The 21,709-nt window shown below is 66.9% G+C and carries 28 protein-coding genes and 1 riboswitch; of the genes, 20 read left to right on the top strand and 8 right to left on the bottom strand.

What is annotated here, in order from left to right; all coding sequences use genetic code 11:
• Positions 1–21: 21 nt before the first annotated feature.
• Positions 22–714 carry an OmpW/AlkL family protein gene (locus tag EPK82_RS03520; protein WP_037055756.1) on the bottom strand — a complete coding sequence of 231 codons (693 nt, stop codon included), beginning with the start codon at positions 712–714 and terminating at the stop codon, positions 22–24.
• Between the two features lie 193 nt (positions 715–907).
• On the opposite strand from EPK82_RS03520, the gene EPK82_RS03515 reads away from it, so the two are divergent.
• Genes EPK82_RS03515 through EPK82_RS03490 form a run of 6 tightly spaced genes read left to right on the top strand, consistent with a single transcriptional unit; the run spans position 908 to position 5,767 of the window.
• A complete protein-coding gene (locus EPK82_RS03515; protein WP_047584896.1) occupies positions 908–1,681 on the top strand; it encodes a DUF3450 domain-containing protein in 774 nt (257 codons plus the stop codon).
• Positions 1,678–3,021 carry a MotA/TolQ/ExbB proton channel family protein gene (locus EPK82_RS03510; RefSeq protein ID WP_134675803.1) on the top strand — a complete coding sequence of 448 codons (1,344 nt, stop codon included), beginning with the start codon at positions 1,678–1,680 and terminating at the stop codon, positions 3,019–3,021. The genes EPK82_RS03515 and EPK82_RS03510 overlap by 4 nt, the downstream gene beginning before the upstream one ends.
• The gene (locus tag EPK82_RS03505) at positions 3,014–3,562 is read left to right on the top strand and encodes a MotA/TolQ/ExbB proton channel family protein (protein ID WP_037055760.1); all 549 of its coding nucleotides are present in this window, start codon (positions 3,014–3,016) and stop codon (positions 3,560–3,562) included. Before EPK82_RS03510 ends, EPK82_RS03505 begins: the two co-directional genes overlap by 8 nt.
• An 11-nt stretch (positions 3,563–3,573) precedes the next feature.
• Positions 3,574–3,984, top strand: a complete 411-nt coding sequence (locus EPK82_RS03500; RefSeq protein WP_003463247.1) for an ExbD/TolR family protein — start codon at positions 3,574–3,576, stop codon at positions 3,982–3,984.
• Positions 3,984–4,667, top strand: coding sequence for an energy transducer TonB (locus tag EPK82_RS03495; protein ID WP_037055761.1), 684 nt, complete (start codon positions 3,984–3,986; stop codon positions 4,665–4,667). The genes EPK82_RS03500 and EPK82_RS03495 overlap by 1 nt, the downstream gene beginning before the upstream one ends.
• 2 nt (positions 4,668–4,669) lie before the next feature.
• The gene (locus tag EPK82_RS03490) at positions 4,670–5,767 is read left to right on the top strand and encodes a tetratricopeptide repeat protein (protein ID WP_134675802.1); all 1,098 of its coding nucleotides are present in this window, start codon (positions 4,670–4,672) and stop codon (positions 5,765–5,767) included.
• 105 nt (positions 5,768–5,872) lie between these two features.
• On the opposite strand, the gene EPK82_RS03485 is transcribed toward EPK82_RS03490, so the two are convergent.
• The 4 genes from EPK82_RS03485 to EPK82_RS03470 form a co-directional block, all read right to left on the bottom strand.
• Entirely contained in the window at positions 5,873–6,394 is a 522-nt protein-coding gene (locus tag EPK82_RS03485) for a DUF3299 domain-containing protein (protein WP_047584884.1), read from the bottom strand.
• Positions 6,395–6,452: 58 nt separating this feature from the next.
• Entirely contained in the window at positions 6,453–7,718 is a 1,266-nt protein-coding gene (locus EPK82_RS03480; RefSeq protein ID WP_037055767.1) for an ABC transporter permease, read from the bottom strand.
• Between the two features lies 1 nt (position 7,719).
• On the bottom strand, positions 7,720–8,427 hold the full coding sequence (locus EPK82_RS03475; RefSeq protein WP_047584881.1) for an ABC transporter ATP-binding protein: 708 nt from the start codon (positions 8,425–8,427) through the stop codon (positions 7,720–7,722).
• Positions 8,428–8,538: 111 nt separating this feature from the next.
• Positions 8,539–9,126, bottom strand: a complete 588-nt coding sequence (locus EPK82_RS03470; protein WP_134675801.1) for a DUF2796 domain-containing protein — start codon at positions 9,124–9,126, stop codon at positions 8,539–8,541.
• A gap of 113 nt (positions 9,127–9,239) precedes the next feature.
• Between EPK82_RS03470 and EPK82_RS03465 the strand changes: the two genes are divergently transcribed.
• A complete protein-coding gene (locus EPK82_RS03465) occupies positions 9,240–9,587 on the top strand; it encodes a hypothetical protein (protein ID WP_134675800.1) in 348 nt (115 codons plus the stop codon).
• 72 nt (positions 9,588–9,659) lie between these two features.
• Here EPK82_RS03465 and trxA read toward each other — a convergent pair whose 3' ends face one another.
• Genes trxA through EPK82_RS03450 form a run of 3 tightly spaced genes read right to left on the bottom strand, consistent with a single transcriptional unit; the run spans position 9,660 to position 11,677 of the window.
• The gene (trxA, locus tag EPK82_RS03460; RefSeq protein ID WP_047584874.1) at positions 9,660–10,532 is read right to left on the bottom strand and encodes a thioredoxin; all 873 of its coding nucleotides are present in this window, start codon (positions 10,530–10,532) and stop codon (positions 9,660–9,662) included.
• A 54-nt stretch (positions 10,533–10,586) separates the two neighbouring features.
• On the bottom strand, positions 10,587–11,246 hold the full coding sequence (locus EPK82_RS03455; RefSeq protein WP_134675799.1) for a class I SAM-dependent methyltransferase: 660 nt from the start codon (positions 11,244–11,246) through the stop codon (positions 10,587–10,589).
• A complete protein-coding gene (locus EPK82_RS03450; protein ID WP_134675798.1) occupies positions 11,243–11,677 on the bottom strand; it encodes a hypothetical protein in 435 nt (144 codons plus the stop codon). The genes EPK82_RS03455 and EPK82_RS03450 overlap by 4 nt, the downstream gene beginning before the upstream one ends.
• Positions 11,678–11,778: 101 nt before the next feature.
• Between EPK82_RS03450 and nrdR the strand changes: the two genes are divergently transcribed.
• From nrdR to EPK82_RS03385, 13 genes are all read left to right on the top strand, one after another.
• Positions 11,779–12,243 carry a transcriptional regulator NrdR gene (nrdR, locus tag EPK82_RS03445; RefSeq protein WP_037055795.1) on the top strand — a complete coding sequence of 155 codons (465 nt, stop codon included), beginning with the start codon at positions 11,779–11,781 and terminating at the stop codon, positions 12,241–12,243.
• The gene (ribD, locus tag EPK82_RS03440) at positions 12,243–13,361 is read left to right on the top strand and encodes a bifunctional diaminohydroxyphosphoribosylaminopyrimidine deaminase/5-amino-6-(5-phosphoribosylamino)uracil reductase RibD (RefSeq protein WP_037055797.1); all 1,119 of its coding nucleotides are present in this window, start codon (positions 12,243–12,245) and stop codon (positions 13,359–13,361) included. The genes nrdR and ribD overlap by 1 nt, the downstream gene beginning before the upstream one ends.
• Before the next feature lie 150 nt (positions 13,362–13,511).
• Positions 13,512–13,666, top strand: a riboswitch (FMN riboswitch).
• Positions 13,667–13,792: 126 nt separating this feature from the next.
• On the top strand, positions 13,793–14,455 hold the full coding sequence (locus EPK82_RS03435) for a riboflavin synthase (RefSeq protein ID WP_134675797.1): 663 nt from the start codon (positions 13,793–13,795) through the stop codon (positions 14,453–14,455).
• Between the two features lie 11 nt (positions 14,456–14,466).
• Positions 14,467–15,546, top strand: a complete 1,080-nt coding sequence (gene ribBA, locus EPK82_RS03430) for a bifunctional 3,4-dihydroxy-2-butanone-4-phosphate synthase/GTP cyclohydrolase II (RefSeq protein ID WP_134675796.1) — start codon at positions 14,467–14,469, stop codon at positions 15,544–15,546.
• A 258-nt stretch (positions 15,547–15,804) separates the two neighbouring features.
• Positions 15,805–16,281, top strand: coding sequence for a 6,7-dimethyl-8-ribityllumazine synthase (ribH, locus tag EPK82_RS03425; protein WP_012019761.1), 477 nt, complete (start codon positions 15,805–15,807; stop codon positions 16,279–16,281).
• Complete coding sequence (nusB, locus tag EPK82_RS03420) at positions 16,278–16,757, top strand: transcription antitermination factor NusB (RefSeq protein WP_037055802.1); 480 nt, start codon at positions 16,278–16,280, stop codon at positions 16,755–16,757. Before ribH ends, nusB begins: the two co-directional genes overlap by 4 nt.
• A 45-nt stretch (positions 16,758–16,802) precedes the next feature.
• Positions 16,803–17,756, top strand: coding sequence for a thiamine-phosphate kinase (thiL, locus tag EPK82_RS03415; protein WP_134675795.1), 954 nt, complete (start codon positions 16,803–16,805; stop codon positions 17,754–17,756).
• Positions 17,757–17,771: 15 nt separating this feature from the next.
• A complete protein-coding gene (locus EPK82_RS03410; protein ID WP_037055806.1) occupies positions 17,772–18,299 on the top strand; it encodes a phosphatidylglycerophosphatase A family protein in 528 nt (175 codons plus the stop codon).
• A 9-nt stretch (positions 18,300–18,308) separates the two neighbouring features.
• Positions 18,309–19,043 carry a substrate-binding periplasmic protein gene (locus EPK82_RS03405; protein WP_037055809.1) on the top strand — a complete coding sequence of 245 codons (735 nt, stop codon included), beginning with the start codon at positions 18,309–18,311 and terminating at the stop codon, positions 19,041–19,043.
• An 18-nt stretch (positions 19,044–19,061) separates the two neighbouring features.
• Positions 19,062–19,706, top strand: a complete 645-nt coding sequence (locus EPK82_RS03400; RefSeq protein ID WP_134675794.1) for a retropepsin-like aspartic protease family protein — start codon at positions 19,062–19,064, stop codon at positions 19,704–19,706.
• A 124-nt stretch (positions 19,707–19,830) separates the two neighbouring features.
• Complete coding sequence (gene ribA, locus EPK82_RS03395; protein ID WP_037055814.1) at positions 19,831–20,451, top strand: GTP cyclohydrolase II; 621 nt, start codon at positions 19,831–19,833, stop codon at positions 20,449–20,451.
• Positions 20,448–20,861 carry a hypothetical protein gene (locus EPK82_RS03390; RefSeq protein ID WP_037055817.1) on the top strand — a complete coding sequence of 138 codons (414 nt, stop codon included), beginning with the start codon at positions 20,448–20,450 and terminating at the stop codon, positions 20,859–20,861. Before ribA ends, EPK82_RS03390 begins: the two co-directional genes overlap by 4 nt.
• A complete protein-coding gene (locus EPK82_RS03385) occupies positions 20,861–21,655 on the top strand; it encodes a cobalamin-binding protein (RefSeq protein ID WP_134675793.1) in 795 nt (264 codons plus the stop codon). Before EPK82_RS03390 ends, EPK82_RS03385 begins: the two co-directional genes overlap by 1 nt.
• The last annotated feature ends 54 nt before the right edge of the window (positions 21,656–21,709 follow it).

Below are 21,709 nucleotides of genomic sequence, written 5' to 3'. Positions count from 1 at the left end.
TTTTTCTTTTGCCCGGGGTTATCAGAACTTGTAACCCAGACCCACCATGTAGACGAAGGGGTCGACGTCCACGTCCACCTTGGCCCGTACGCCAAGCGCGGTGTTATCGACGTAGGCGGTGGTGTCGATATCGATGTAGCGAACCTGGGCGTTGATCATCAGGCTGTCGGTCAGCATGTAGTCGGCGCCCACCTGCCAGGCCAGGCCCCAGGAGTTCTTGGCGCGAAAGTTGTCGAAGCCGTTGGCGCTGGCGTCGCTGCCGACATGTTCGTCGAAGATCCAGGTGTAGTTGATGCCGGCACCGAGATAGGGCTGGAAGGCCGACTTGGCGTCAAGCGGGTAGTACACCAGGCTCAGGGTCGGCGGCAGGTGCTTGAGGGTGCCCAGCTTGCCATTGGCGGCATCGAGGACGGTGCCCTTGATCTTCACGTCGTGCTCGAACGGTGTGGCCGCCAGCAGCTCGATGCCCAGGTTGTCGGTGAGCATGTAGGCGAAGTTCAGACCCAGCTGAGTGTCACTGCTCATGGTCGCCTTGCCGCCGAGGTCGGTACCGGCGAGGCCGCCACGGTCGACCTTGACGCTGGAGGAGTCAGCGTCCGGATTGACGGTGATGGCACCGGCCCGAACGATGATGTCGCCAGCCTGGTGGGCCTGAGCGACGGGGGCAGCGATGGCGAGGGCCAGCAGTGAGGCAGTGAACAGTGACTTGTACATAGCGAGCTCCAGTTCGAGTCGGTTGTGTCTTTGGCTGGAATCAATGCTAAGCCAAGCAACAATTCGCTTTTTGACCTGGCTCAATAGATCGGTGGGCTCTGCCACGGAGCTTTGTCCCATTGCTTAGAATGCATCTCTAGATGATAATGTTTCTCTTTTTGAAGCAAGCCTGTCTGTCGAGGACCCCCTGCGCATGAATCGCTTCCCCCTCCGTTCCCTGGCCGTCGCCCTGCTGTTGGCGAGCGGCTCGCTGGCTGCTGCGCCGCTGGATGCCGCGCTGGACGAAAGCCAGCGTCTGGCCGCCGAGGCCAAGGCCTCCCAGGGCCGCGTCGAGCAGCTGGATGATGCCAGCCGCGAGATGCTCAATGAGTACCGCAATGCCTTGCAGCAGGCTGAAGCTTTGAAAGGTTATAACAGTCAGCTGCGCGACCTGGTCGACGCCCAGCGCCAGGAGCTGGCCAGCTACCAGAAGCAGCTCGACGGCATCGAACGTACCCAGGAGGCGGTAAGCCCGCAGATGGTCCGGATGGTCGAGGTGCTGGGCGAGTTCATCGCCGCCGACCTGCCGTTCCTGCCGGAGGAGCGTGAGGATCGCCTGGCCCAGCTCAAGGACCTGCTGCCGCGTGCCGACGTCAGCCTGGCCGACAAGTACCGCCGCATCCTCGAGGCCTATCAGATCGAAAGTGACTATGGCCGCACCCTGGAAGCCTGGCGCGGCGAGCTGAGCCAGGCCGACGGCAGCTCGCGCAGCGTCGAGTTCCTGCGTCTTGGCCGCAGCATGCTGTATTACCAGACCCTGGATGCGCACGAGAGCGGCTGGTGGAACCCGCAGGCCAAGGCCTGGCAGGTGCTCGACGGCGGTGCTCGACGTCCGCTGACCCAGGCCATCGCCATCGCCCGCCAGCAGCAGGCGCCCGCCGTGCTGTCCCTGCCGATCAAGACCCTGGCCGAGGAGGCCGCACAATGAGTCGTCGTGTTGTAGCCGTACTGGCGCTCAGCCTGTTGCCGGCATTGGCCGCCGTGGCCGAAACCCTGAGTCCCGATCAACTGCTGCAGCGCATTCGCAGCGAGCGTGCGGCCGAAGCCAGCGCCATGCAACAGCGCGAGCAGGCATTTCTGGCCAAGCGCAGCGAGCAGGCGCAACTGCTCGCGAGCGCTCGTTCCGCGCTGAATGCGCAGAAGGCCGAGAGCGAACGCCTGAAGGCCGAATTCGACCGCCAGGAGGCCGAACTGGCCGAGCAGGAGAAACTGCTGGCACAGCGTGTCGGCCACCTGGGTGAATTGTTCGGCGTGGTTCGCCAGAGCGCCGGGGATGTTGCCGGTCAATGGCAGGACAGCCTGCTCAACGCGCAGTACCCGGAGCGCCTGAAGCGTCTCAAGGCATTGGCCGAGAGCCGTTCGCTGCCGTCCGCCGATGACCTCGACAGCTACTGGATGCTGCTGCTCGAAGACCTGGCCGCCAGTGGCCGCATCGAGCGCGTGACGCTGCCGGTGGTCAATGCCGATGGTTCGCGCCAGGAGCAGCAGGTGCTGCGTGTCGGCACCTTCGGCGCTTATGGCGAGGATGCCTTCCTGCGTTACGACGCCGGGCAGCTGGTCGCTCCGCCGCGCCAGCCGTCGGGCCTGGGACAGGTCGAGGATTATCTGAGCAGCACCGAGGCGCTGGCGACCCTGCCTGTCGACCCGAGCCGTGGCAGCCTGCTGGCGCAGCTGCAGCAGCAGCCGACGCTGTGGGATCGCCTGCAGCAGGGCGGCCTGGTCGGTTGGGTGATCGTCGTGCTGGGCGGCCTGGGCCTGCTGCTGGCGCTGTGGCGGATGGTCTATCTGGCTCGCGTGGGCAGTGGCGTCAAGGCGCAGATGCATGACCTCAGCGCGCCGCGTGACGACAATCCGCTCGGGCGGGTGATCGGCGTGCTGGGCGCCAAGCCGCAGCTGGCCGACCTGGAAACCCTGGAGCTGAAACTGGACGAGGCGATCCTCCAGGAAACGCCGCCGCTGGAGAAAGGCCAGGGCCTGCTCAAGCTGCTGGCCGCCGTTGCCCCGCTGCTGGGGCTGCTGGGCACCGTGACCGGCATGATCGTGACCTTCCAGGCCATCACCCAGAGTGGTGGCGGGGACTCGCGCCTGATGGCCGATGGTATTTCCCAGGCGCTGGTGACCACCGTGCTGGGCCTGGTGGTGGCGATCCCGCTGCTGTTCCTGCACAGCCTGCTGGCCAGCCGCAGCAAGGGGCTGATCCAGGTTCTGGAGCAGCAGAGCGCGGGCCTGATCGCCCTGCACCTGTCGGGAGCGTCGCGCCGTGACTGATCTGTTCGCCTTCTGGCTGCGTGCGGTCGACAGCGCCTATGCGCTGCTCGACTTCATGAGCGCCGGTGGCGTGGTGATGTGGGCGCTGGCGGTGCTCTGCATCCTGTTCTGGACCCTGGTGTTCGAGCGCTTCTGGTACATGCGCAGGATCTTCCCGCTCTGGGTCCACGAGCGCCGCGAGGCCTGGCAGCAGGTGCTGGCGGACGACAACGGCAACTGGCAGCGCGCCGTGCGCCTGGCCTGGCTGGCGCAGGCGCGCCAGCAGCTGGCGGCGCCATTGCGCCTGGGCAAGACCCTGGTGGCGTTGTATCCGCTGCTGGGCCTGCTCGGCACCGTGCTGGGCATGATCGCGGTGTTCGATGTGCTTGCCCTCAACGGCACCGGTAACCCGCGCGGCATGGCCGCAGGCGTCTGGCAGGCGACCCTGCCGACCATGGCCGGCATGGTCCTGGCCATTCCCGGATTGTTCAGCCTGGCGCGCCTCGAGCGCGAAGCCAGCCAGGCCATCGAGCGGCTGGCCGACCAGCTGCGTCACGACTGAGATCGCCCAACATGAGAATGCGTCGCCACCACCAGCAGGACGAAGACACCGGCATCGACCTTACGCCGATGCTCGACGTGGTCTTCATCATGCTGATCTTCTTCATCGTCACCAGCTCCTTCATTCGTGAGTCCGGGGTCGAGGTCCAGCGCCCGCAGGCGGAAACCGCCAGCCCGCAGGACAAGGGCAACATCCTCATCGCCGTCACGGCCGACGGGCAGATCTGGATGGACAAGCAACCCGTGGATATCCGCAGCGTGCGTGCGCACGTCGAGCGCATGCGCGTCGACCAGCCGGATGGCGCGGTGGTGGTGCAGGCCGACCAGGACGCACGCACCGGCCTGGTGGTCCAGGTGATGGATCAGGCGCGTCTGGCCGGTGTGCAGGACGTCGCCCTGGCTGCCGGTAGCGGAGTCAACTGATGCGCCTGCCGCTGTCGTTTCTCGGTGCCTGCCTGATGGCCCTGGGGCTGTTCGCCCTGATGCTCTACATGGTTGCACCGCCCAGCGCGAAGGTCAGCCAGGACCCGGTCAGCGTGGCCAACTTCGTGCGCATGGATGGCAACGCCAGCGAGACGGCCAGCCGCACTCGCCAGCAGGCGCCCCAGCCACCGCAACCGCAGACCCCGCAACCGCCCACGCCGCCGACCCCGCAGACGGCCACGCCGAATGCCAACCTGCCGGCACTGGACATCCAGCTGCCCAGCCTGGCCAGCGGCATCGCCGTCAACAGCGCGCCGGCGCCGAGCCTGTCCGGGCTGGCTCCGGGTGCGCCGGCACCGACCCCGCCGAGCAATGCCAGCGAGTCGGGCGGACAGATGGGCGGTATGGAAAGCGAAGTCATGCCGCTCAACGACGTGCGTCCCAAGTACCCGGATCACGCCCTGCGCCGTGGCATCGAAGGTTTCGTCAAACTGGCTTTCACCATCAATCGCGCCGGCAGCGTGGAGAACATCCGCGTGCTGGAGGCCAGCCCCCGTAACGTGTTCGAGCGCGAAGCGCGTCGGGCTGCTGCACGCTGGCGCTTCGCACCTCGGACCGAGGGCGGTCTCGCGGTGGATCGCGAAGCGGTGAAAACCCTCTACTTCCGACTGGAAAGGAGCTGACCATGTACCGTTGGTTGTTGCTCGTGATGCTCAGTGCTACGGCCGTGCCCGGCATGGCCCAGCAAACCGTCGACCCGGCCGTGTTCCGTGCCCTGAACAGCGCGCAGGTCGCGCAGCAGAAAGGCGATTACGCGGCGGCCCGCAAGGCACTGGACGCGGTCAAGGCGTCTGGCGGCAGCCTCGAGGAGGCGCTGATCTGGCGCAGCAAGGCCTATGTGGCCTGGTCGGCGGGCAACAACGCGCAGGCCATCGACTGGCTGGACAAGGCGGTACGCAGCGGCAAGCTGGACGACGAGATGCTGGTCGTCGAACGCCTCAACCTGGCCAAGCTCAACCTGGGCGAGCGGCGCTACGCCAAGGTCGTCGAGCTGCTGGCGCCGGGCCAGGGCAGTGCCTCCGAGGAAGTGCTGCAGATGCTGGTGCAGGCCTATCAGGGCATGAACCAGCCAGCCAAGGCGCTGCCGCTGGCCGAACGCTACGTGCAGGCCAACCCGCGTGCTGCGGATATCTGGCTGCAGTTCCTGGTGGGCGCCAATGCCGATCTGAAGCGTTATGCCCAGGCCGAGCGCTGGCAGCGCCAGTTGCTGGCGCGCAAACCGGACGATGCCAAGGGCTGGCGCCAGCTGGCCGGCCTGCAGCAGATGGCTGGCAGCAACGACAAGGCCCTGGCCACCCTGCGTGCAGCGCACAGCAAGGGCCTGCGTTTCAGCGAGTCGGAACTGGACAACCTGGTGCTGCTGGCAGGCGCTGCCGACCAGCCCTGGCAGGGCGCGAAGCTGCTCAAGGGCATGCTCGACAGTGGCCTGCTGGCCAACACGGCTGCCCGTCAGGAGCGCCTGGGGCTGTTCTGGTGGCAGGCGCGTGACCGCGTCGCCGCCGTGCGTGTGCTGCGGCCGCTGGCCGAGCGCAGCGGCAACGGCAAGCACTGGCTGTACGTGGCGCAGCTGGAACTGGAGCAGTCGCGCTGGCAGGCCGGCCTGGAGGCGCTGGCGCGTGCCGAGCGCAACGGCGCCGAGCGGTCCAAGGTGCGCTCCTGGCGGCAATGGGCGGAAAGCGAGCTGCGCTTCGAGCGAGACAAGCGCGTCGCCAGTCGTGGCTGATGCTGACGGACATGAAAAAGCCAGACGCGATGTCTGGCTTTTTCATGTCTGGGATCTGTCCGTCGTTCATTTCGCGGCTGAAGCCGCTCCTACAGCCGCTCCGGATCAACTGTCGGGCAGCTCGTAGGCGTAGATCTTGTCCGCTTCCATCTGGTAGCCGACCTCGGCCAGTTCGCTGGTGACGTGCTCCACCTTCATCGGCCCCTCGACCCAGAACGGCTGGTACAGCGCATCGAGCAGCACGCCGAGCTCACTGGTGACATGCACGATCTGGTTCGACGGCGGTGGCGGTACGTGGATGCAGGCACCGAAGTAAGGCACCAGCAGGAATTCCACGACCCGCCCTTCATCAGTAACGTCGAGCGGCACGATGTAGCCTGGCAACTTGACCTTCTGCCCGTTCAGCTCCTTTACCACCGGTGCTGCCGGCGCCTGCTGCGTGGCGGCCGGGCCTGACTCGGACAGGGCATCCGCCAGCTGCGAGAGGTCGTGGATGGGCGCCGGGTCGACAATCTGCGGCGGGGCGTTGGGCGGAATCAGTTCGGACCAGGTGAGTTCGCGCACCTCGGCGGCGGCCAGTGGCAGCGCCAGGGTCAGCAGCAGGGTGGCGAGCAGGGGGCGGGACATGAAGAACCTCGTTTCAGGGGCGCCCGCGCAGTGTACGCCAGACGCCCCCTGTTTGGCCTCAGAGCCTGATCGACAGGCCGTCGGCCAGTGACTGCCGGTAGGCGCGCCAGGCGGGCACGCTGCCCATCAGCAGGGCGGCGAGGAGGATGCCCCCGAGCAATTTCCATTCGTAGCCCGTTGGAGCACTGAGTGCCAGGTACAGGCCGTAGTTGGCCTGCACATGGCCCTGAGCGAGGGCGATGCCCAGGTACAGCAGGGCGAGACCGAACAGCACGCCGGCGAGGGCCAGGGCGAAGGCCTCCAGCACCAGCAGGCTGGCGATATGCCAGGGGCGGGCGCCGACCGAGCGCAGAATGGCCATCTCCCGGCGACGTTCGTTGAGGCTGGTGAGAATCGCCGTGAGCATGCCGATCAGGCCGGTCAGCACGACGAACAGCGACACCACGAACAGTGCCTGCTCGGCGGTGCCCATCAGGCTCCACAGCTCTTGCAGCGCCACCCCGGGCAGGATCGCCAGCATCGGCTCGCCACGGAATTCGTTGATCTCGCGTTGCAGGCTGAAGGTGGCGATCTTGCTGTTGAGGCCGAGCATGAAGGCGGTGATCTGCTTGGGTTGCAGGTCCATGGCGCGTGCCTGATCGGCACTCACCCGCGCATCGCCACGGGCCGGCATGCCGTTCTGCCAGTCGACGTGCAAGGCCTCCATGCCCGCCAGCGAGATGTGCAGGGTGCGGTCGACGGGGGTGCCGGTCCGCTCGAGGATGCCAACCACGGTGAAGGGCTTGTCATCGTGCTTGACCAGGCTGATGGTGGCGACGCCATGGGCCAGCACGATCTTCTCGCCGAGGCCGTAGCCCAGCGCTTGTGCCACTTCGGCGCCCAGTACCACCTCGAACGGATCGTCGGCGAAGGCGCGGCCCTGGGCCAGCCGCAACGACTGGCTGCGGGCATAGCGGTAGTGGTCGAAATAGGCGCCGCTGGTGCCCATTACCCGGTAGCCGCGGTGTGAGTCGCCGAGGGAAATGGGGATGGCCCATTTCACCTGGCGATGATTGGCGAAGTGCTCGAAGCTGTCCCAGCGGATGTTGTTGGTGGCGTTACCGATGCGGAACACCGAGTACAGCAGCAGGTTCACGCTGCCGGAACGGGCGCCGACGATCAGGTCGGTACCGCTGATGGTGCTGGCGAAGCTGGCGCGGGCCTCGGTGCGTACGCGCTCGACAGCCAGCAGCAGGCAGACCGACAGGGCGATGGCGAACACCGTGAGCAGGGCGGTGAAGCGGCGGTTGGCCAGGCTGGCCAGGGCGATACGGATCAGGTGCATCTCAGACCTCGACGGGCTTGGCGGCGCGGTTCAGCTCGCTCAGCGAGACATTGCGGTCGAACAGCGCGGCCAGGCTCTGGTCATGGCTGACGAACAGCAGGCTGGCGCCTGCGGCGCGGCATTCGGCGAACAGCAGCTGGAGAAAGGCTTCGCGGGCGTCGAAGTCCAGCGCCGAGGTGGGTTCATCGGCGATGACCAGCTCCGGCTGGCCGATCAGGGCACGGGCCGCCGCGACGCGTTGCTGCTGGCCGATCGACAGCTCGTCCGCACGACGCCCGAGCAGCTCGGCGCGCAGGCCCAGGTGTTCGAGCAGTGCCGTGGCGGCCGCATCGATGCTGCCGTGGCGCTGTTGCGCGCGCTCGGCGCGCTGGCGCGAGAAGCGGCAGGGCAGCTCGACGTTTTCGCGTACCGAAAGAAACGGCAGCAGGTTGAACTGCTGGAAGATGTAGCCGGTGTGATCGACGCGGAAACGGTCGCGCGCGGCGGCGGAGAGCTGTGCGAGGTCCTGTCCCAGCAGGCGGATGTGGCCGCTCTGGGCGCGCTGCACGCCGCCGAGCAGGCCGAGCAGCGTGGTCTTGCCGCTGCCGCTCGGGCCTTTGAGGAACAGGGTTTCACCGCGCGCCAGGGTGAAGTCGGGGATGTCCAGCAACTGCGCCTGTCCGGGCCAGGCGAAGCCGAGGTTGGCGAGTTCGATCAGAGGTTGGGTCATGGTCTGCTGCGTGTCGGGAAAATGCGCTCAGCGAGGAGCGAGCCGTGCGCTCGAACGGGCCAATGGCAACGGTGCGGCGAACAGGGCTCGCTCCTGCAACGGGACGTGGCGTCAGAAGCTCAGACGCGGCTGTGCCGGTGTCAGTTGCATCCCTTGCTGGCCGTTCGGGCCGATCAGTTGTACCTGAATCTTCTCGGTCGCGGGGAAACGCTTGAACAGTTCGCTGAGATCCAGTTGCTGCAGTTTGGCGCTGCTGGCGCATTCGAAGCGATAGAAGGCCTGGATATCGCTGTGCTCGCCTTCATGCTCATGATGCTCGTGCTCGTGCTCGTGCTCGTGCTCGTGCTCGTGGTCCGCGTCGCCGAACAGCGGGCTTTCCAGTTCCACCTCGCGGGTCTCGCAGTCACCGCTGGCCAGGGCGAACAGGCCGATGGGCTGTTCCAGCTCACGCCTGGTCGCCGCGACCTTGGCTTTATCGGCCTCGCTCTTGGCAGCATGCTCGAAACCGACCAGGTTCATGGCCGGGCTTTCCAGCTGCAGCTCCAGCAGATTGCCGTCCAGTGCCACGTTCAGGCTGGCGACACCATGTTCATGGGCGCCCAGGCTGTCATGGGCGTGTTCGTCATGGTCATGCTCGTGGGCCTGGGCGGCGACCAGGGGCAGCAGGGCGAAGGGCAGGGCGAGCAGCAGGTGGCGCATGGGAGTCTCCGGCGTGAGGGCAATAAAGTTGTTACGTTATAACAACTTTATTGCTCGGCTGGCCAGCCTGTCGTCGTCATGGGAGCATGGCGGCTTCGAATGGGAGGGTGAGTATGGTGCGTATCCGTGGACGGATCGGGGATTGGCCAGTGGACCTGACACTGGAGCTGGATGCCGAGGACTGGGCGCAGCTGGCGCAGCGTGTCGCCGTCGCGCCCGTCGCCGCTGAGGGGCCGTCAGCCGCCCCGGTCGAAGCGGCGGACGCCCTGTGGCAGAGCGCATTGCAACTGGTGCGCGATGCCGGGCAGGTCGAAGGACCGAGGTTGCTGGCGCAGTTGGCGGCGCTGGCAGGGGGCGAGGCCGCGGGCAAGCGCTTGCTGGTACGCCTGCGCCACTGCGAGCAGATTCGCATGGAGACCGGCGCGGATGCGCCGATCTATCACTGGCAGGAGCAGCGGTAAGCTACAAGCTGTAGGAAGGCGCATGGCTCCTGATTCCGCTTGCAGCTTGAGACTTGCCGCTTGCAGCTGCTCTCAGTAGATCGCCTGGTACAGCTTGCGGCGGTAGGCGGTGACCAGTGGATGGTCGCCGCCGAGCAGGTCGAACACCTGGAGCAGGGTCTTGTGCGGCAGGCCGTCCTGGTAGCTGCGGTTGCGCACGAACAGCCTGAGCAGGGCGTCCAGCGCGGCCTCGTACTGCTGGCGGGCCAGTTGCTGCACCGCCAGCTGGTACACCGCTTCGTCATCCTCCGCGTTCTGTGCCAGGCGGCTCTTCAGGGTGGCGACTTCCGGCAGGTCGGCAGCCTGGCGCAGGAAGGTCAGCTGGGCCTTGGCGCCTGCCAGAGCCTGCTTGTGCTCGTCGCCTTTCACGGCGTTGAGCACGGCTTCGGCTTCACCCAGTTCACCGCGTTCGGCCAGGCAGCGGGCGTAGAGAATCAGGGCGGCAGCATGCTCGTTGTCCTCGGTCAGCACCTGCTTGAGCAGGGCCTCGGCCTCGGCGAAACGGCCCTCGCTGAACAGCGCCTGGGCGGCCTCCATGGGGTCGGCGGCGGCGGGTGCCGGCTCGGCCACGTGCGGCTTGAGCATTTCCCGAATCGCCGCTTCCGGCTGGGCACCGGCGAAGCCGTCCACCGGCTGGCCGTCCTTGAACAGCACCACGGTCGGCAGGCTGCGGATACCGAAGCGCATGACGATGTCCTGCTCGATATCGCAGTTGACCTTGGCCAGCAGCAACTCGCCGGCATATTCCTCGGTGATCTTCGCCAGCATCGGCATCAGCGCCTTGCAGGGCGCGCACCACTCGGCCCAGAAGTCCACCAGCACCGGTTTGTGGAAGGAGTTCTCGATGACCAGTTGCTCGAAGCTGGCAGCGCCGGAAATGTCGAAGATGTAAGGGGAGTCGCTCATGTTCGGTCTCGCAAGGGCAGGCAATGGTCTATTAATGCGGGCGGTGAGGCCCGGTTACAAGGGGCGGGTCGCGTGGTACAGGCTGACCTCGCGGAACTCGGCGGGCTCGGCCAGATCCGGCCAGGTACAGCCATCGAGCAGCGCCAGGCGGCGATAGAGCGGGTGCTGGAAGTCCTTGACCCGTGAATCGGCCACCAGGGCCTGGCGCCCGCGACTGAGGAAATGATCGAGCAGTGGCAGGTTGGCGCGGTCGTAGAGTACGTCGGCGACCAGGATCAGGTCGAAGCGATCCGCTTCGGCGAAGAAGTCCGCCGAGTAGCTGAGCGTCACCCCGTTGAGCGCGGCGTTGGCGCGGCAGGCGGCCAGCGCCAGCGGGTCGAGGTCGCAGGCCACCACCTCCGCAGCCCCGGCCTTGGCCGCCGCGATGGCGGCGACGCCTGAGCCGGCGCCAAAGTCCAGCACGCGCTTGCCGCGCACCCACTCGGGGCGTTCGGCCAGCCAGCGTGCCAGCACCAGGCCGCTGGCCCAGCAGAAGCACCAGTAGGGCGGTTCCTCGAGGATGCGCCGGGTCTCTTCGGCGTTGAAGGCTCGGTCCATGTTGCTGGCATCGATCAGCCACAGGGCGATCTCGCTGCCGGGCAGCGTTTCGGCGACCAGGCGGGCGTCGCCGAGCAGTTCGCCGAGGGCCTGTTGCAGAGCCTGTGGGGCGTTCATGGTGCCGGCACCAGGTGCAGGGGGCCGAGGTCCTGGTCGTGCAGGTGGGTGATGGCGCGTGCCGGCAGGCGCTGCACCAGGCGCCCGGCCTGGCTGACGCGGCCACGCAGTTCCACGCGCTGCGTCTGGCTGGGCGGCACGACGTTCAGCGGCAGGTGGAACGGCAGCGCCTGGCCGTCGCCCCGCAGGTGCGCCTGCCCGAGCAGTGCGCTCGGCCGCCCGCTGAGGTCGATGGCCAGCAGCGCCAGCTCCACGTCTGCACCCGGTGCGACGCCCAGCAGTTGCCCGCGCAGGGCGGGTGTTGGCGTGGCGACGCTGGCGGGAGGCGCGTCCGTCTCGGGGGCAGGGGCCGGCACTGCCGGCTGCTCGCTGGCGCAAGCGACCAGCAGGCCGCTCAGGGCCAGAACAAAGGGGTTGCGGTAGCGGGTCATCACATCCTCGATATCTCGTGCGGGCGCCCCTATAGCTTAATTTGTCTTGCTGCTTCTATGCGCTACCATGGCGCCTTTGCCGCCATCAGCCCGCGCCTGCCATGCACTGTCCGTTCTGTGATGCCAACGACACCAAGGTCATCGATTCCCGTCTGGTCGCCGAGGGCGACCAGGTTCGCCGCCGTCGCGAATGCGTGGCCTGCGGTGAGCGCTTTACCACCTTCGAAACCGCCGAACTGGTGATGCCGCGCCTGATCAAGCAGGACGGCAGCCGGCAGCCGTTCGACGAGGAGAAGCTGCGTGCCGGCATGCAGCGTGCGCTGGAGAAGCGTCCGGTCAGCGTCGAGCGGCTGGAAGAGGCCATCGCCCGTATCAAGCAGCAACTGCGTGCCACCGGCGAGCGCGAAGTGAAGTCGTTGGTGCTCGGCGAGCTGGTGATGAGCGAGCTGAGCAAGCTCGACGAGGTGGCCTACATCCGCTTCGCGTCGGTCTATCGGCGCTTCCAGGACCTCAACGAGTTCCGCGAAGAAATCGAGCGCCTGGCTCGTGAGCCGTCGAAAAGCTGATGAGCGAGCGCGATCATCTGTTCATGGCGCGGGCACTGAAGCTGGCGCGCAAGGGGCTCTACTCCACTCATCCCAACCCACGGGTCGGCTGCGTCATCGTGCAGGACGGGCGGATCGTCGGCGAGGGCTGGCATGCCCGTGCCGGTGAGCCCCACGCCGAGGTGCACGCGTTGCGCCAGGCCGGCGACAAGGCGCGCGGTGCCACGGCCTACGTTACCCTGGAACCCTGCAGCCACCATGGGCGCACGCCGCCCTGCGCCGACGGGTTGATCGCCGCTGGCGTCGGCCGGGTCGTGGCGGCCATGCAGGACCCCAACCCGCAAGTGGCAGGCAACGGTCTGCGGCGTCTGGCGGAGGCGGGTATTGCGGTCAGTTGCGGTGTGCTGGAGAGCGAGGCGCGGGCGCTGAATGCCGGCTTCATCAAACGCATGGAGCAGGGCTTGCCGTTCGTTCGGGTCAAGCTGGCGATGAGTCTGGACGGGCGCACGGCCATGGCCAGCGGCGAGAGCCAGTGGATCACCGGGCCGTCGGCGCGCGCCGAGGTGCAGCGCCTGCGCGCGCAGGCCAGCGTGGTGCTGAGCGGCGCCGATACGCTGCTGGCCGATGACGCGCGGCTGACCGTACGCCCCGACGAACTGGGCCTGGGCGCGGAGCTGACGGCGCTGGCGCAGCGTCGTCCGCCGCTGCGCGTGCTGGTCGACGGGCGTCTGCGGGTGCCGCTGAGCAAGGCATTCTTCCAGGTCGGCCCGGCGCTGGTGGCGACCTGCGCCGCCGCCACCGCACGCGATCGTTATCTCGCCGAAGGGCATGAGCTGCTGGCTGTGCCCGGCAGCAATGGTCATGTCGACCTGCGCAAGCTGTTGCTGGAACTGGCGGCGCGCGGTGTCAACGAGGTCCTGGTCGAGGCCGGGCCGCGTCTCGCCGGCGCCTTCGCGCGGGCCGGGCTGGTGGATGAGTACCGCATCTTCATGGCCCCCAAGCTGCTGGGCTCCAGCGCGCGCCCGTTGCTCGAACTGCCGCTCAACCGCATGGCCGAGGCGCCGCAGTTGAAGATCCTGGATATCCGCGCGGTGGGCGACGACTGGCAGGTCACGGCTGTTCCCGAGCGCCAGCCTTAGGCGGCGAGCCCGTTCCACGCCTGGCTGAAGTGCGCGCTCGGCGCCTGTGCGGGGCCTGCCTGGGCAGCACGTGGGCGTCCACGAGCGGGCGCTCTGTAGCCGGCAGCGGCTTCGTTATGGTAAAACGCCACGCGGCCATTCGCTTGGCCGCAACGTTCTCAGGGCGGGGCGCAATTCCCCACCGGCGGTAATGGTTCGCAGAACCTAGCCCGCGAGCGCTCGTCACGGCACCTGCCGTGCGAGGTCCAGCAGACCCGGTGCGATTCCGGGGCCGACGGTATAGTCCGGATAAAGAGAGAGCGGGATTCCCTCCACGGGCGCCTCGTGCGTGTCCGCGAAATCCCTATCGATCGGCATTGCCCTGTTTTTGACCAAAACAGGAGTTCGTCCATGCTGTTCAGCACCACCTTCAACGTGAAACCGGAGGGCGCATGTTCACCGGCATAATCGAAGCCATCGGCAGCATCCGCGCCATGACGCCCAAGGGCGGCGACGTGCGCGTCTACGTGGCCACCGGCAAGCTCGACCTCGGCGACGTCAAGCTCGGCGACAGCATCGCCGTCAACGGCGTCTGCCTGACCGCCGTGGAACTCCCCGGCGACGGCTTCTGGGCCGACGTCAGCCGCGAGACCCTGGCGCGTACCGCCTTCGTCGACCTGAAGCCCGGCAGCGCCGTCAACCTGGAAAAGGCGCTGACGCCTACCAGCCGCCTTGGCGGGCATCTGGTCAGCGGTCATGTCGACGGTGTCGGCGAGATCGTCGCCCGTGCCGATAACGCCCGCGCCGTGCAGTTCAAGGTGCGCGCGCCGCGCGAGCTGGCCAAGTACATCGCGCACAAGGGCTCGATCACCGTCGACGGCACCAGCCTGACCGTCAATGCGGTCGACGGCGCCGAGTTCGAGCTGACCATCGTCCCGCATACCCTGGCCGAGACCATCATGGTCGACTACCAGGCCGGGCGTAAGGTCAACCTCGAGGTGGACCTGCTGGCGCGTTACCTGGAGCGCCTGCTGCTCGGCGACAAGGCCGGCGAACCCAAGGCTTCGGGCCTGACCGAAAGCTTTCTCGCCGAACACGGCTACCTGAACAAGTGAGATGCGCCACCATGGCCCTGAATACCGCTGAAGAACTGATCGAAGACATCCGCGCCGGCAAGATGGTCATCCTCATGGATGACGAGGACCGCGAGAACGAAGGCGACATCATCATCGCCTCCGAGTGCGTCACGGCCGAGCACATCAACTTCATGGCCCGCTTCGCCCGTGGCCTGATCTGCATGCCGATGACCCGCGAGCGCTGCGAGTTGCTCAACCTGCCGCTGATGGCACCGCGCAACGGTTCCGGTTTCGGCACCAAGTTCACCGTCTCCATCGAGGCCGCCGAAGGCGTGACCACCGGCATCTCCGCAGCCGACCGCGCTCGTACCGTGCAGGCCGCGGTGGCCCGCAGCGCCGTGGCCGAGGACATCGTCAGCCCCGGTCACATCTTCCCGCTGATGGCGCAGCCCGGTGGGGTGCTGGCGCGTGCCGGCCACACCGAGGCGGCCTGCGACCTGGCGCGCATGGGCGGGTTCGAACCGAGCGGCGTGATCTGCGAGATCATGAACGAAGACGGCACCATGGCGCGTCGTCCGGAACTGGAGAAGTTCGCCGAGGAGCACGCTCTCAAGATCGGCACCATCGCCGACCTGATCCACTATCGCCTGATCCACGAGCGCACCGTCGAGCGCATCAGCGAGCAACCGCTGGACACCGAGCTGGGCCAGTTCAACCTGGTGACCTACCGCGATGGCGTGGAGAACACGGCGCACATGGCGCTGACCCTGGGCACCATCTGTGCCGAGGAACCGACCCTGGTGCGGGTGCACAACATGGACCCGCTGCGTGACCTGTTCATGGTCAATCAGCCGGGGCGCTGGAGCATGCGTGCGGCCATGGCCGAGGTCGCCAAGGCTGGTAGCGGTGTGGTGCTGCTGCTGGGCAACCCGATGACCGGGCCGGAACTGCTGGCGCTGATCAGCCGCCAGCAGCCTGCCAATCCGGCGACCTACAGCACCGTCGGTGCCGGTTCGCAGATCCTGCGTGACCTCGGCGTGCGCAAGATGCGCCTGATGAGCTCGCCGATGAAGTTCAACGCGATATCCGGCTTCGATCTCGAGGTTGTAGAATACCTGCCGGCTAAATAAGAAGCGGCTCGACAGAGGCGCATCCGATGACCCTCTCCCTCTGGGGGAGGGTGCCCGCAGGGCGGGAGAGGGCTGCACCGCATGCCCTCTCCCACAGCCCCTCTCCCATGAATGGAAAGGGGAGCTAAGACTTGTAGCCCGGATGCAATCCGGGGACATCGGCTCACTGGCTCCGGATGGCATCCGGGCTACGCTGATCAACGAATTCGTTTTCGGAGCGCGCGACGCTCCGGCTCTTTAACCCATGTGAGACCTGTCATGACCCTGAAGACCATCGAAGGTACCTTCATCGCCCCCAAGGGCAAATACGCCCTGGTGGTAGGCCGTTTCAACAGCTTCGTCGTCGAGAGCCTGGTTAGCGGCGCCATCGATGCCCTGGTCCGCCACGGCGTGAGCGAGAGCGACATCACCATCATCCGCGCACCGGGTGCCTTCGAGATCCCGCTGGTCACCCAGAAGGTCGCCCAGCGTGGCGAGTACGCGGCCATCATCGCCCTTGGCGCGGTGATCCGTGGCGGTACTCCGCACTTCGAATACGTTGCCGGCGAGTGCACCAAGGGTCTGGCCCAGGTTTCCATGGAATACGGCGTGCCGGTCGCCTTTGGCGTGCTGACCGTCGACTCCATCGAACAAGCCATCGAACGTTCCGGCACCAAGGCGGGTAACAAGGGTGCCGAAGCTGCGCTGTCTGCCCTGGAAATGGTCAGCCTGCTGGCGCAGTTGGAGGCCAAGTGAGCAATTCCGCTAACGGCCAGCCGGCCAAGAAGGGTCCGAGCGGCAAGATCCTCGCGCGTCGCGAGGCTCGTACCCTGGCCATGCAGGCCCTGTACTCCTGGCATATCGCCGGGCAGCCGCTGAACGAGATCGAAGCGCAGTTTCGTGTCGACAACGACTTCAGCAAGGTCGATGGCGCCTACTTCCACGAGATCCTGCACGGCGTGCCGCGGCAGAAGACCGAACTGGACGAGGCCTTCACGCCGCTGCTCGACCGCCCGCTGGAAGAGATCGATCCGGTCGAACTGGCCATCCTGCGGCTGTCCACCTACGAGCTGAAGAACCGCGTTGACGTCCCCTACAAGGTGGTGATCAACGAGGGGATCGAGCTGGCCAAGGTGTTCGGTGCCACCGACGGGCACAAGTTCGTCAACGGCATTCTCGACAAGCTCGCACCCAAGCTGCGTGCCGCCGAAGTCAACGCCAACAAGCGCTGATCATGACGCTGGCAGTGGCTCGGGCGCGCCCATGGGGAATGCACTGTGGGTGAGTTCGAGCTGATCCGCCGCTACTTCGCCAGCGCCCTGTGTGCCCGACAGGGTGATGGCGTGGTGCGCGGCATCGGTGATGACTGCGCGCTGCTGAGCGTGCCTGCCGGCGAACAGCTGGCGATCTCCACCGACACGCTGGTTGCCGGGGTGCACTTCCCCGAGGCCTGCGATGCCTTCCTGCTCGGCCAGCGCGCGCTGGCCGTGTCTGCCAGTGACCTGGCCGCCATGGGCGCTACGCCACTGGCGTTCACCCTCGCCATCACCCTGCCGGATGCCAGCGATGCCTGGCTGGCCGACTTCGCCCGTGGCTTGCAGGTCATGGCGCAGGACTGCGCGCTGGCGCTGGTCGGTGGCGACACCACGCGCGGCCCGCTGAGCCTGACACTGACCGTGTTCGGTCGTGTGCCGGCCGGGCAGGCGCTGCTGCGCAGCGGCGCACAGGTCGGCGACCTGCTCTGCGTGGGCGGTGAGCTGGGCGATGCCGCCGGTGCCTTGCCGCTGGTGCTCGGGCAGCGCGAGGCGGAGGACGACAGTGGCGCAGCGTTGCTGGCCCGCTACTGGTCACCGCAGCCACAGCTGGCCCTCGGCCAGGCGCTGCGCGGGCGTGCCACGGCGGCGCTGGATATCTCCGATGGCCTGCTCGCCGATTGCGGACACATCGCCAGCGCGTCGCAGGTCGCCTTGCAGATCGAGCTGGAGCGGCTGCCATTGTCGGCGCCGCTGCGTGCTTTCGCCGGCGAGCAGCAGGCGCGGGTCTGCGCGCTCAGTGGTGGCGACGACTACCGCCTGGCCTTTACCCTACCGCCGGCCTTGTTCGACGAACTGCAGGCAGACTGGCCCGAGGTACGGGCCATCGGCCGCGTGCTGGCGGGCAGTGGCGTGCAGTTGCTGGATGCGAACGGCCAGCCCATCGAGTCGCCACGCGGCGGCTACCAACATTTCTGACAGGACGGAGTGCGCGTGACCGATCACCCCAACCAGGTTCCCGCCGAATACGTGCCGCCCTCGGTATGGCGCAATCCCTGGCATTTCATCGCCTTCGGCTTCGGCTCCGGAACCCTGCCCAAGGCGCCCGGCACCTGGGGCTCGCTGGTGGCGCTGCCGTTCGTGCCGCTGTGGCAGATGCTGCCCGACTGGGGCTACTGGCTGATGCTCGGGGTGACCATGCTGTTCGGCTTCTGGCTGTGCGGCAAGGTCGCCGACGACCTGCGTGTGCATGACCACGAGGGCATCGTCTGGGACGAAATGGTCGGCATGTGGATCACCCTCTGGCTGGTGCCCGAGGGTTGGCTCTGGTTGCTGCTAGGCTTTCTCATGTTCCGCCTGTTCGACATCGTCAAACCCTGGCCGATCCGCTGGATCGATCGTCACGTGCACGGTGGTGTGGGCATCATGCTCGACGACATCATCGCCGGGGTGTTCGCCTGGCTGGCCATGCAGGGGCTGGTCTGGGGCTGGGACAGGTATGGGGCCGTGCTGGGTTTCTGAGGGGCTGCGATGCGGATTAGACACGGATGGCTGTGCCTGCTGCTGATGCTGGGCAGCATGACCTGCGCCCAGGCTCGGGATGATCTGCCGCACGAGATACGTCTGGCCAGCGAGGTCTGGGAGGCGTACACCGAGGCGGATGGTACGGGCCTGGGCTGGGACATCATGCGCAAGGTCTTCGAGCCGGAGGGCGTGAGCCTGGCCATCCACAGCGTGCCCTACACCCGTTCGGTGGGGCTGGTGCAACGCAACGAGGCGGATGCCTGGGTCGGCTCCTACCGCGATGAGGTCGAGGACAGGGTGTTCTACCCCAAGCACCATTACGACACCGACCGTATCGTCGCGCTGAGCCTCGAGGACAAGCCGGTGCCGACGCTGGAGAGCCTCGGCCAGTACCGGCTGGTCTGGGTGCGTGGCTACGAATATCAGGAATATCTGCCGAATGTGCACGATTACCGGGAAGTGCAGCGGCGTGGCGGTATTCTCGGCATGCTCGACCTCGGGCATGCGGACTTCTACATCGATGCGCGTCCCGAGGCCGAGTACGTGCTCAAGGCTGCCAGCCATCCGGAGCGTTATCGCCTGACCGAGCTGACCCGCCTGCCGTTGTTCCTCGGCTTTGCCGACACACCGCGTGGTCACGCCCTGGCCGAGCTGTATGACCGGCGCATGGCCGCGCTGATCGCCAGTGGCGAACTGCGGCCGATCTTCACGCACTGGCATCAACCTTACCCATTCGACTGAGCCGGGAGACCACTGCTCATGCTGCTACGCCACTGTCTTGTCGCCCTCGTGCTGTTGTGCTCGGGCCTTGCCTGGGCTGCTTCGCAGGTGCAGGTGGTCGGCCTGTTTCCGGGGGCGGCGGTGCTCAACGTCGATGGCCAGCGCAAGATGGTGCGCGTCGGGCAGACCGGCCCGGGCGGCGTCCAGGTGGTCAACGTCGACAAGCAGGGCGCGCTGCTGCGCGTGGATGGCGTCGAGCGCATGTATCCGCTCAGCCGCGAATACAGCGCCGGGTTCGCCGAGCCGGTGCGCAAGCGCCTGAGCATCGCCAAGGGCATTGGCGGCCACTACTGGGTGGCGGGCTCGGTCAATGGCCAGACGGTGCAGTTCCTGGTCGATACCGGTGCCACCAGCGTCGCGCTCAACGACGCGCATGCCAGGCGTCTGGGGATCGATTACCGGGTTTCCGGGCGCCCCATGCAGGTCAGCACCGCCAGCGGCGTCACCCGTGGCTGGCGGGTGAAGCTCGACCGGGTCAAGGTCGGCGATCTCGAGGTGCTTGGCGTCGAGGCCGTGGTGCTCGAAGGCAGCGCGCCCAGCGATGCCCTGCTGGGCATGAGCTTCCTCGGACGGGTTGGCTGGCGCGAGGAGCAGGGCATGCTGGTGCTGGAGTCGAAGCACTGAGCCCAGCGCCGGGATAGTCGATCATTTCTCTCGATACTGATGATCGGCAATTCTGACTGACCTGCCAGCGGGGGCTGCTGATACAATGCCGGCCCTGTTTCGTACTCATTGCTAGGAGTATCCGGTGTCCGTCGTGTTTGTCGCCGCCTCCCAACTGCCCACCCCCTTCGGTGTGTTCACCATGCACGGCTTCCTCGATGAAGCGACCGGCAAGGAGCACGTCGCCCTGACCTTCGGCGAAGTGGCCGACGGCGCACCGGTGCTGGGGCGGCTGCATTCCGAATGCTTGACCGGTGACGCCCTGTTCAGCCTGCGCTGCGACTGCGGGGCTCAGCTGCAGGCGGCATTGCAGGCCATCGCCAACGAAGGTCGTGGCGTGCTGCTCTATCTGCGTCAGGAAGGCCGTGGCATCGGCCTGCTGAACAAGATTCGCGCCTATGAGCTGCAGGACGGTGGCGCCGATACCGTTGAGGCCAACGAGCGCCTGGGCTTCGGTGCCGACCAGCGCGACTACGCGATCTGCCTGCCGATGCTCGAACACCTGGGCATCCAGAGCCTCAAGCTGATGACCAACAACCCGCGCAAGGTGAAAGCCCTGGGCGACATGGGCATCGCCGTGGATCACCGTGTGCCGCTGCAGATCGCGCACAACCCCTACAACAAGCGTTATCTCGCCACCAAGGCCGGCAAGCTCGGCCACATGCTGGGTAACCAGCACCAGGGCGAGACCGAGGAAAGCCTGTGACCCGAGGCCAGGTGAAGCGCCGCCTGGCGCTGGCCTGGTGGCGTCAGCTGGGCGTCGCACTGGCGCCGCTTGTCGTGTTCAACCTGCTGTTCGGCGGCGGGAGCACCACGGTGCTGACCATGCCGCTGTTCGTCGCCGGCCTGGCCGCGATGTTCGTCAGCCTGCCGCTGTTCGCCGCCTACAAGCGCGCCCTGGTGGCCACCGAGAAGGCCCTCGACAGCGATGACGAAGCGGCTGCCTGGCTGGAGCTGGATCGTGTGCGCCTGCGCGCGCTGCTCGCTGCCGCGTTGCCCGCCTGGATCGCGGCGCTGGCGGTACTCGCCGGGCTCGAGGCGATTCCCCTGATGCTCCTGGCGCTGTCGTCCATCGTGCTGCACTGTCTCTATCGCATTCCCCGCCAACTGGGCTGATGCGCGCGCTGCTGCTGACCCTGTGCGTGCTGGCGCTACCACTGCCGGCTGCCGAGCGGGTGATCAGCCTGGCGCCTTCGCTCAGCGAAATCATGCTCGACCTGGGCGCTGGCGACCGCCTGGTCGGTGTGCTCGAAGGGGAACAGCAGCCCGCCGGCGTGGCCCATCTGCCGACGGTCGGCCGTTATGGTCAGCTCGAATTCGAGCGCCTGCTGCAGCTCGCCCCCGACCTGATCCTGATCGCCCCGGGCAGCGTGCCGCCGGCACAGCAGGCGCAGTTGCAGCGTTTCGACATCCCGCTGCTGGTGATCGAACCGGCCCGCCTCGACCTGCTGGGTGATGCCTTCGTGCAGATTGGCCAGCGGGTGGGCCGGGCGGAACAGGGCGAGCGCCTGGCCGCCGAGTTTCGCGAGCGGCTGGCGGCGCTGCGTCAGCGCTATCGGCGCGAACGACCGCTGGCGGTGTTCTATCAGATCTGGCATCAGCCGCTGTACACCATCGGTGGCGAACAGTTGATCGGCGATGCGCTGCAGGTGTGCGGCGCACGGAACCTCTTCGCCGAGCTGCCGCAGCCTGCGCCACAGGTCAGCGTGGAGGCCGTGCTGGCGCGCGATCCGGACATCATCCTGGGCGGCAGCAATGCCGAACTGAGCGCCTGGCAGGCCTGGCCGCAGCTGCATGCCGTGCGCCAGGGCCAGGTATGGACGGTGCCGGACAAGGGCCTGGAACGGCCCAGTCTGCAGATGCTCGGGGCGATCGAGCAGTTGTGCGAGCGGATGGCCGGGGCGCGTTAGTGCCACGGGACGTGCAGTGCTTCCGCAGGGAGGCTTGGCCGCCTGTGGATGTTG

It is taken from the genome of Ectopseudomonas khazarica, assembly GCF_004521985.1.
GTDB classification, from domain to species: domain Bacteria; phylum Pseudomonadota; class Gammaproteobacteria; order Pseudomonadales; family Pseudomonadaceae; genus Aquipseudomonas; species Aquipseudomonas khazarica.
The sequence above is the reverse complement of the archived record's forward strand: the minus strand, read 5'-3'. Positions and strand labels throughout refer to the sequence as shown.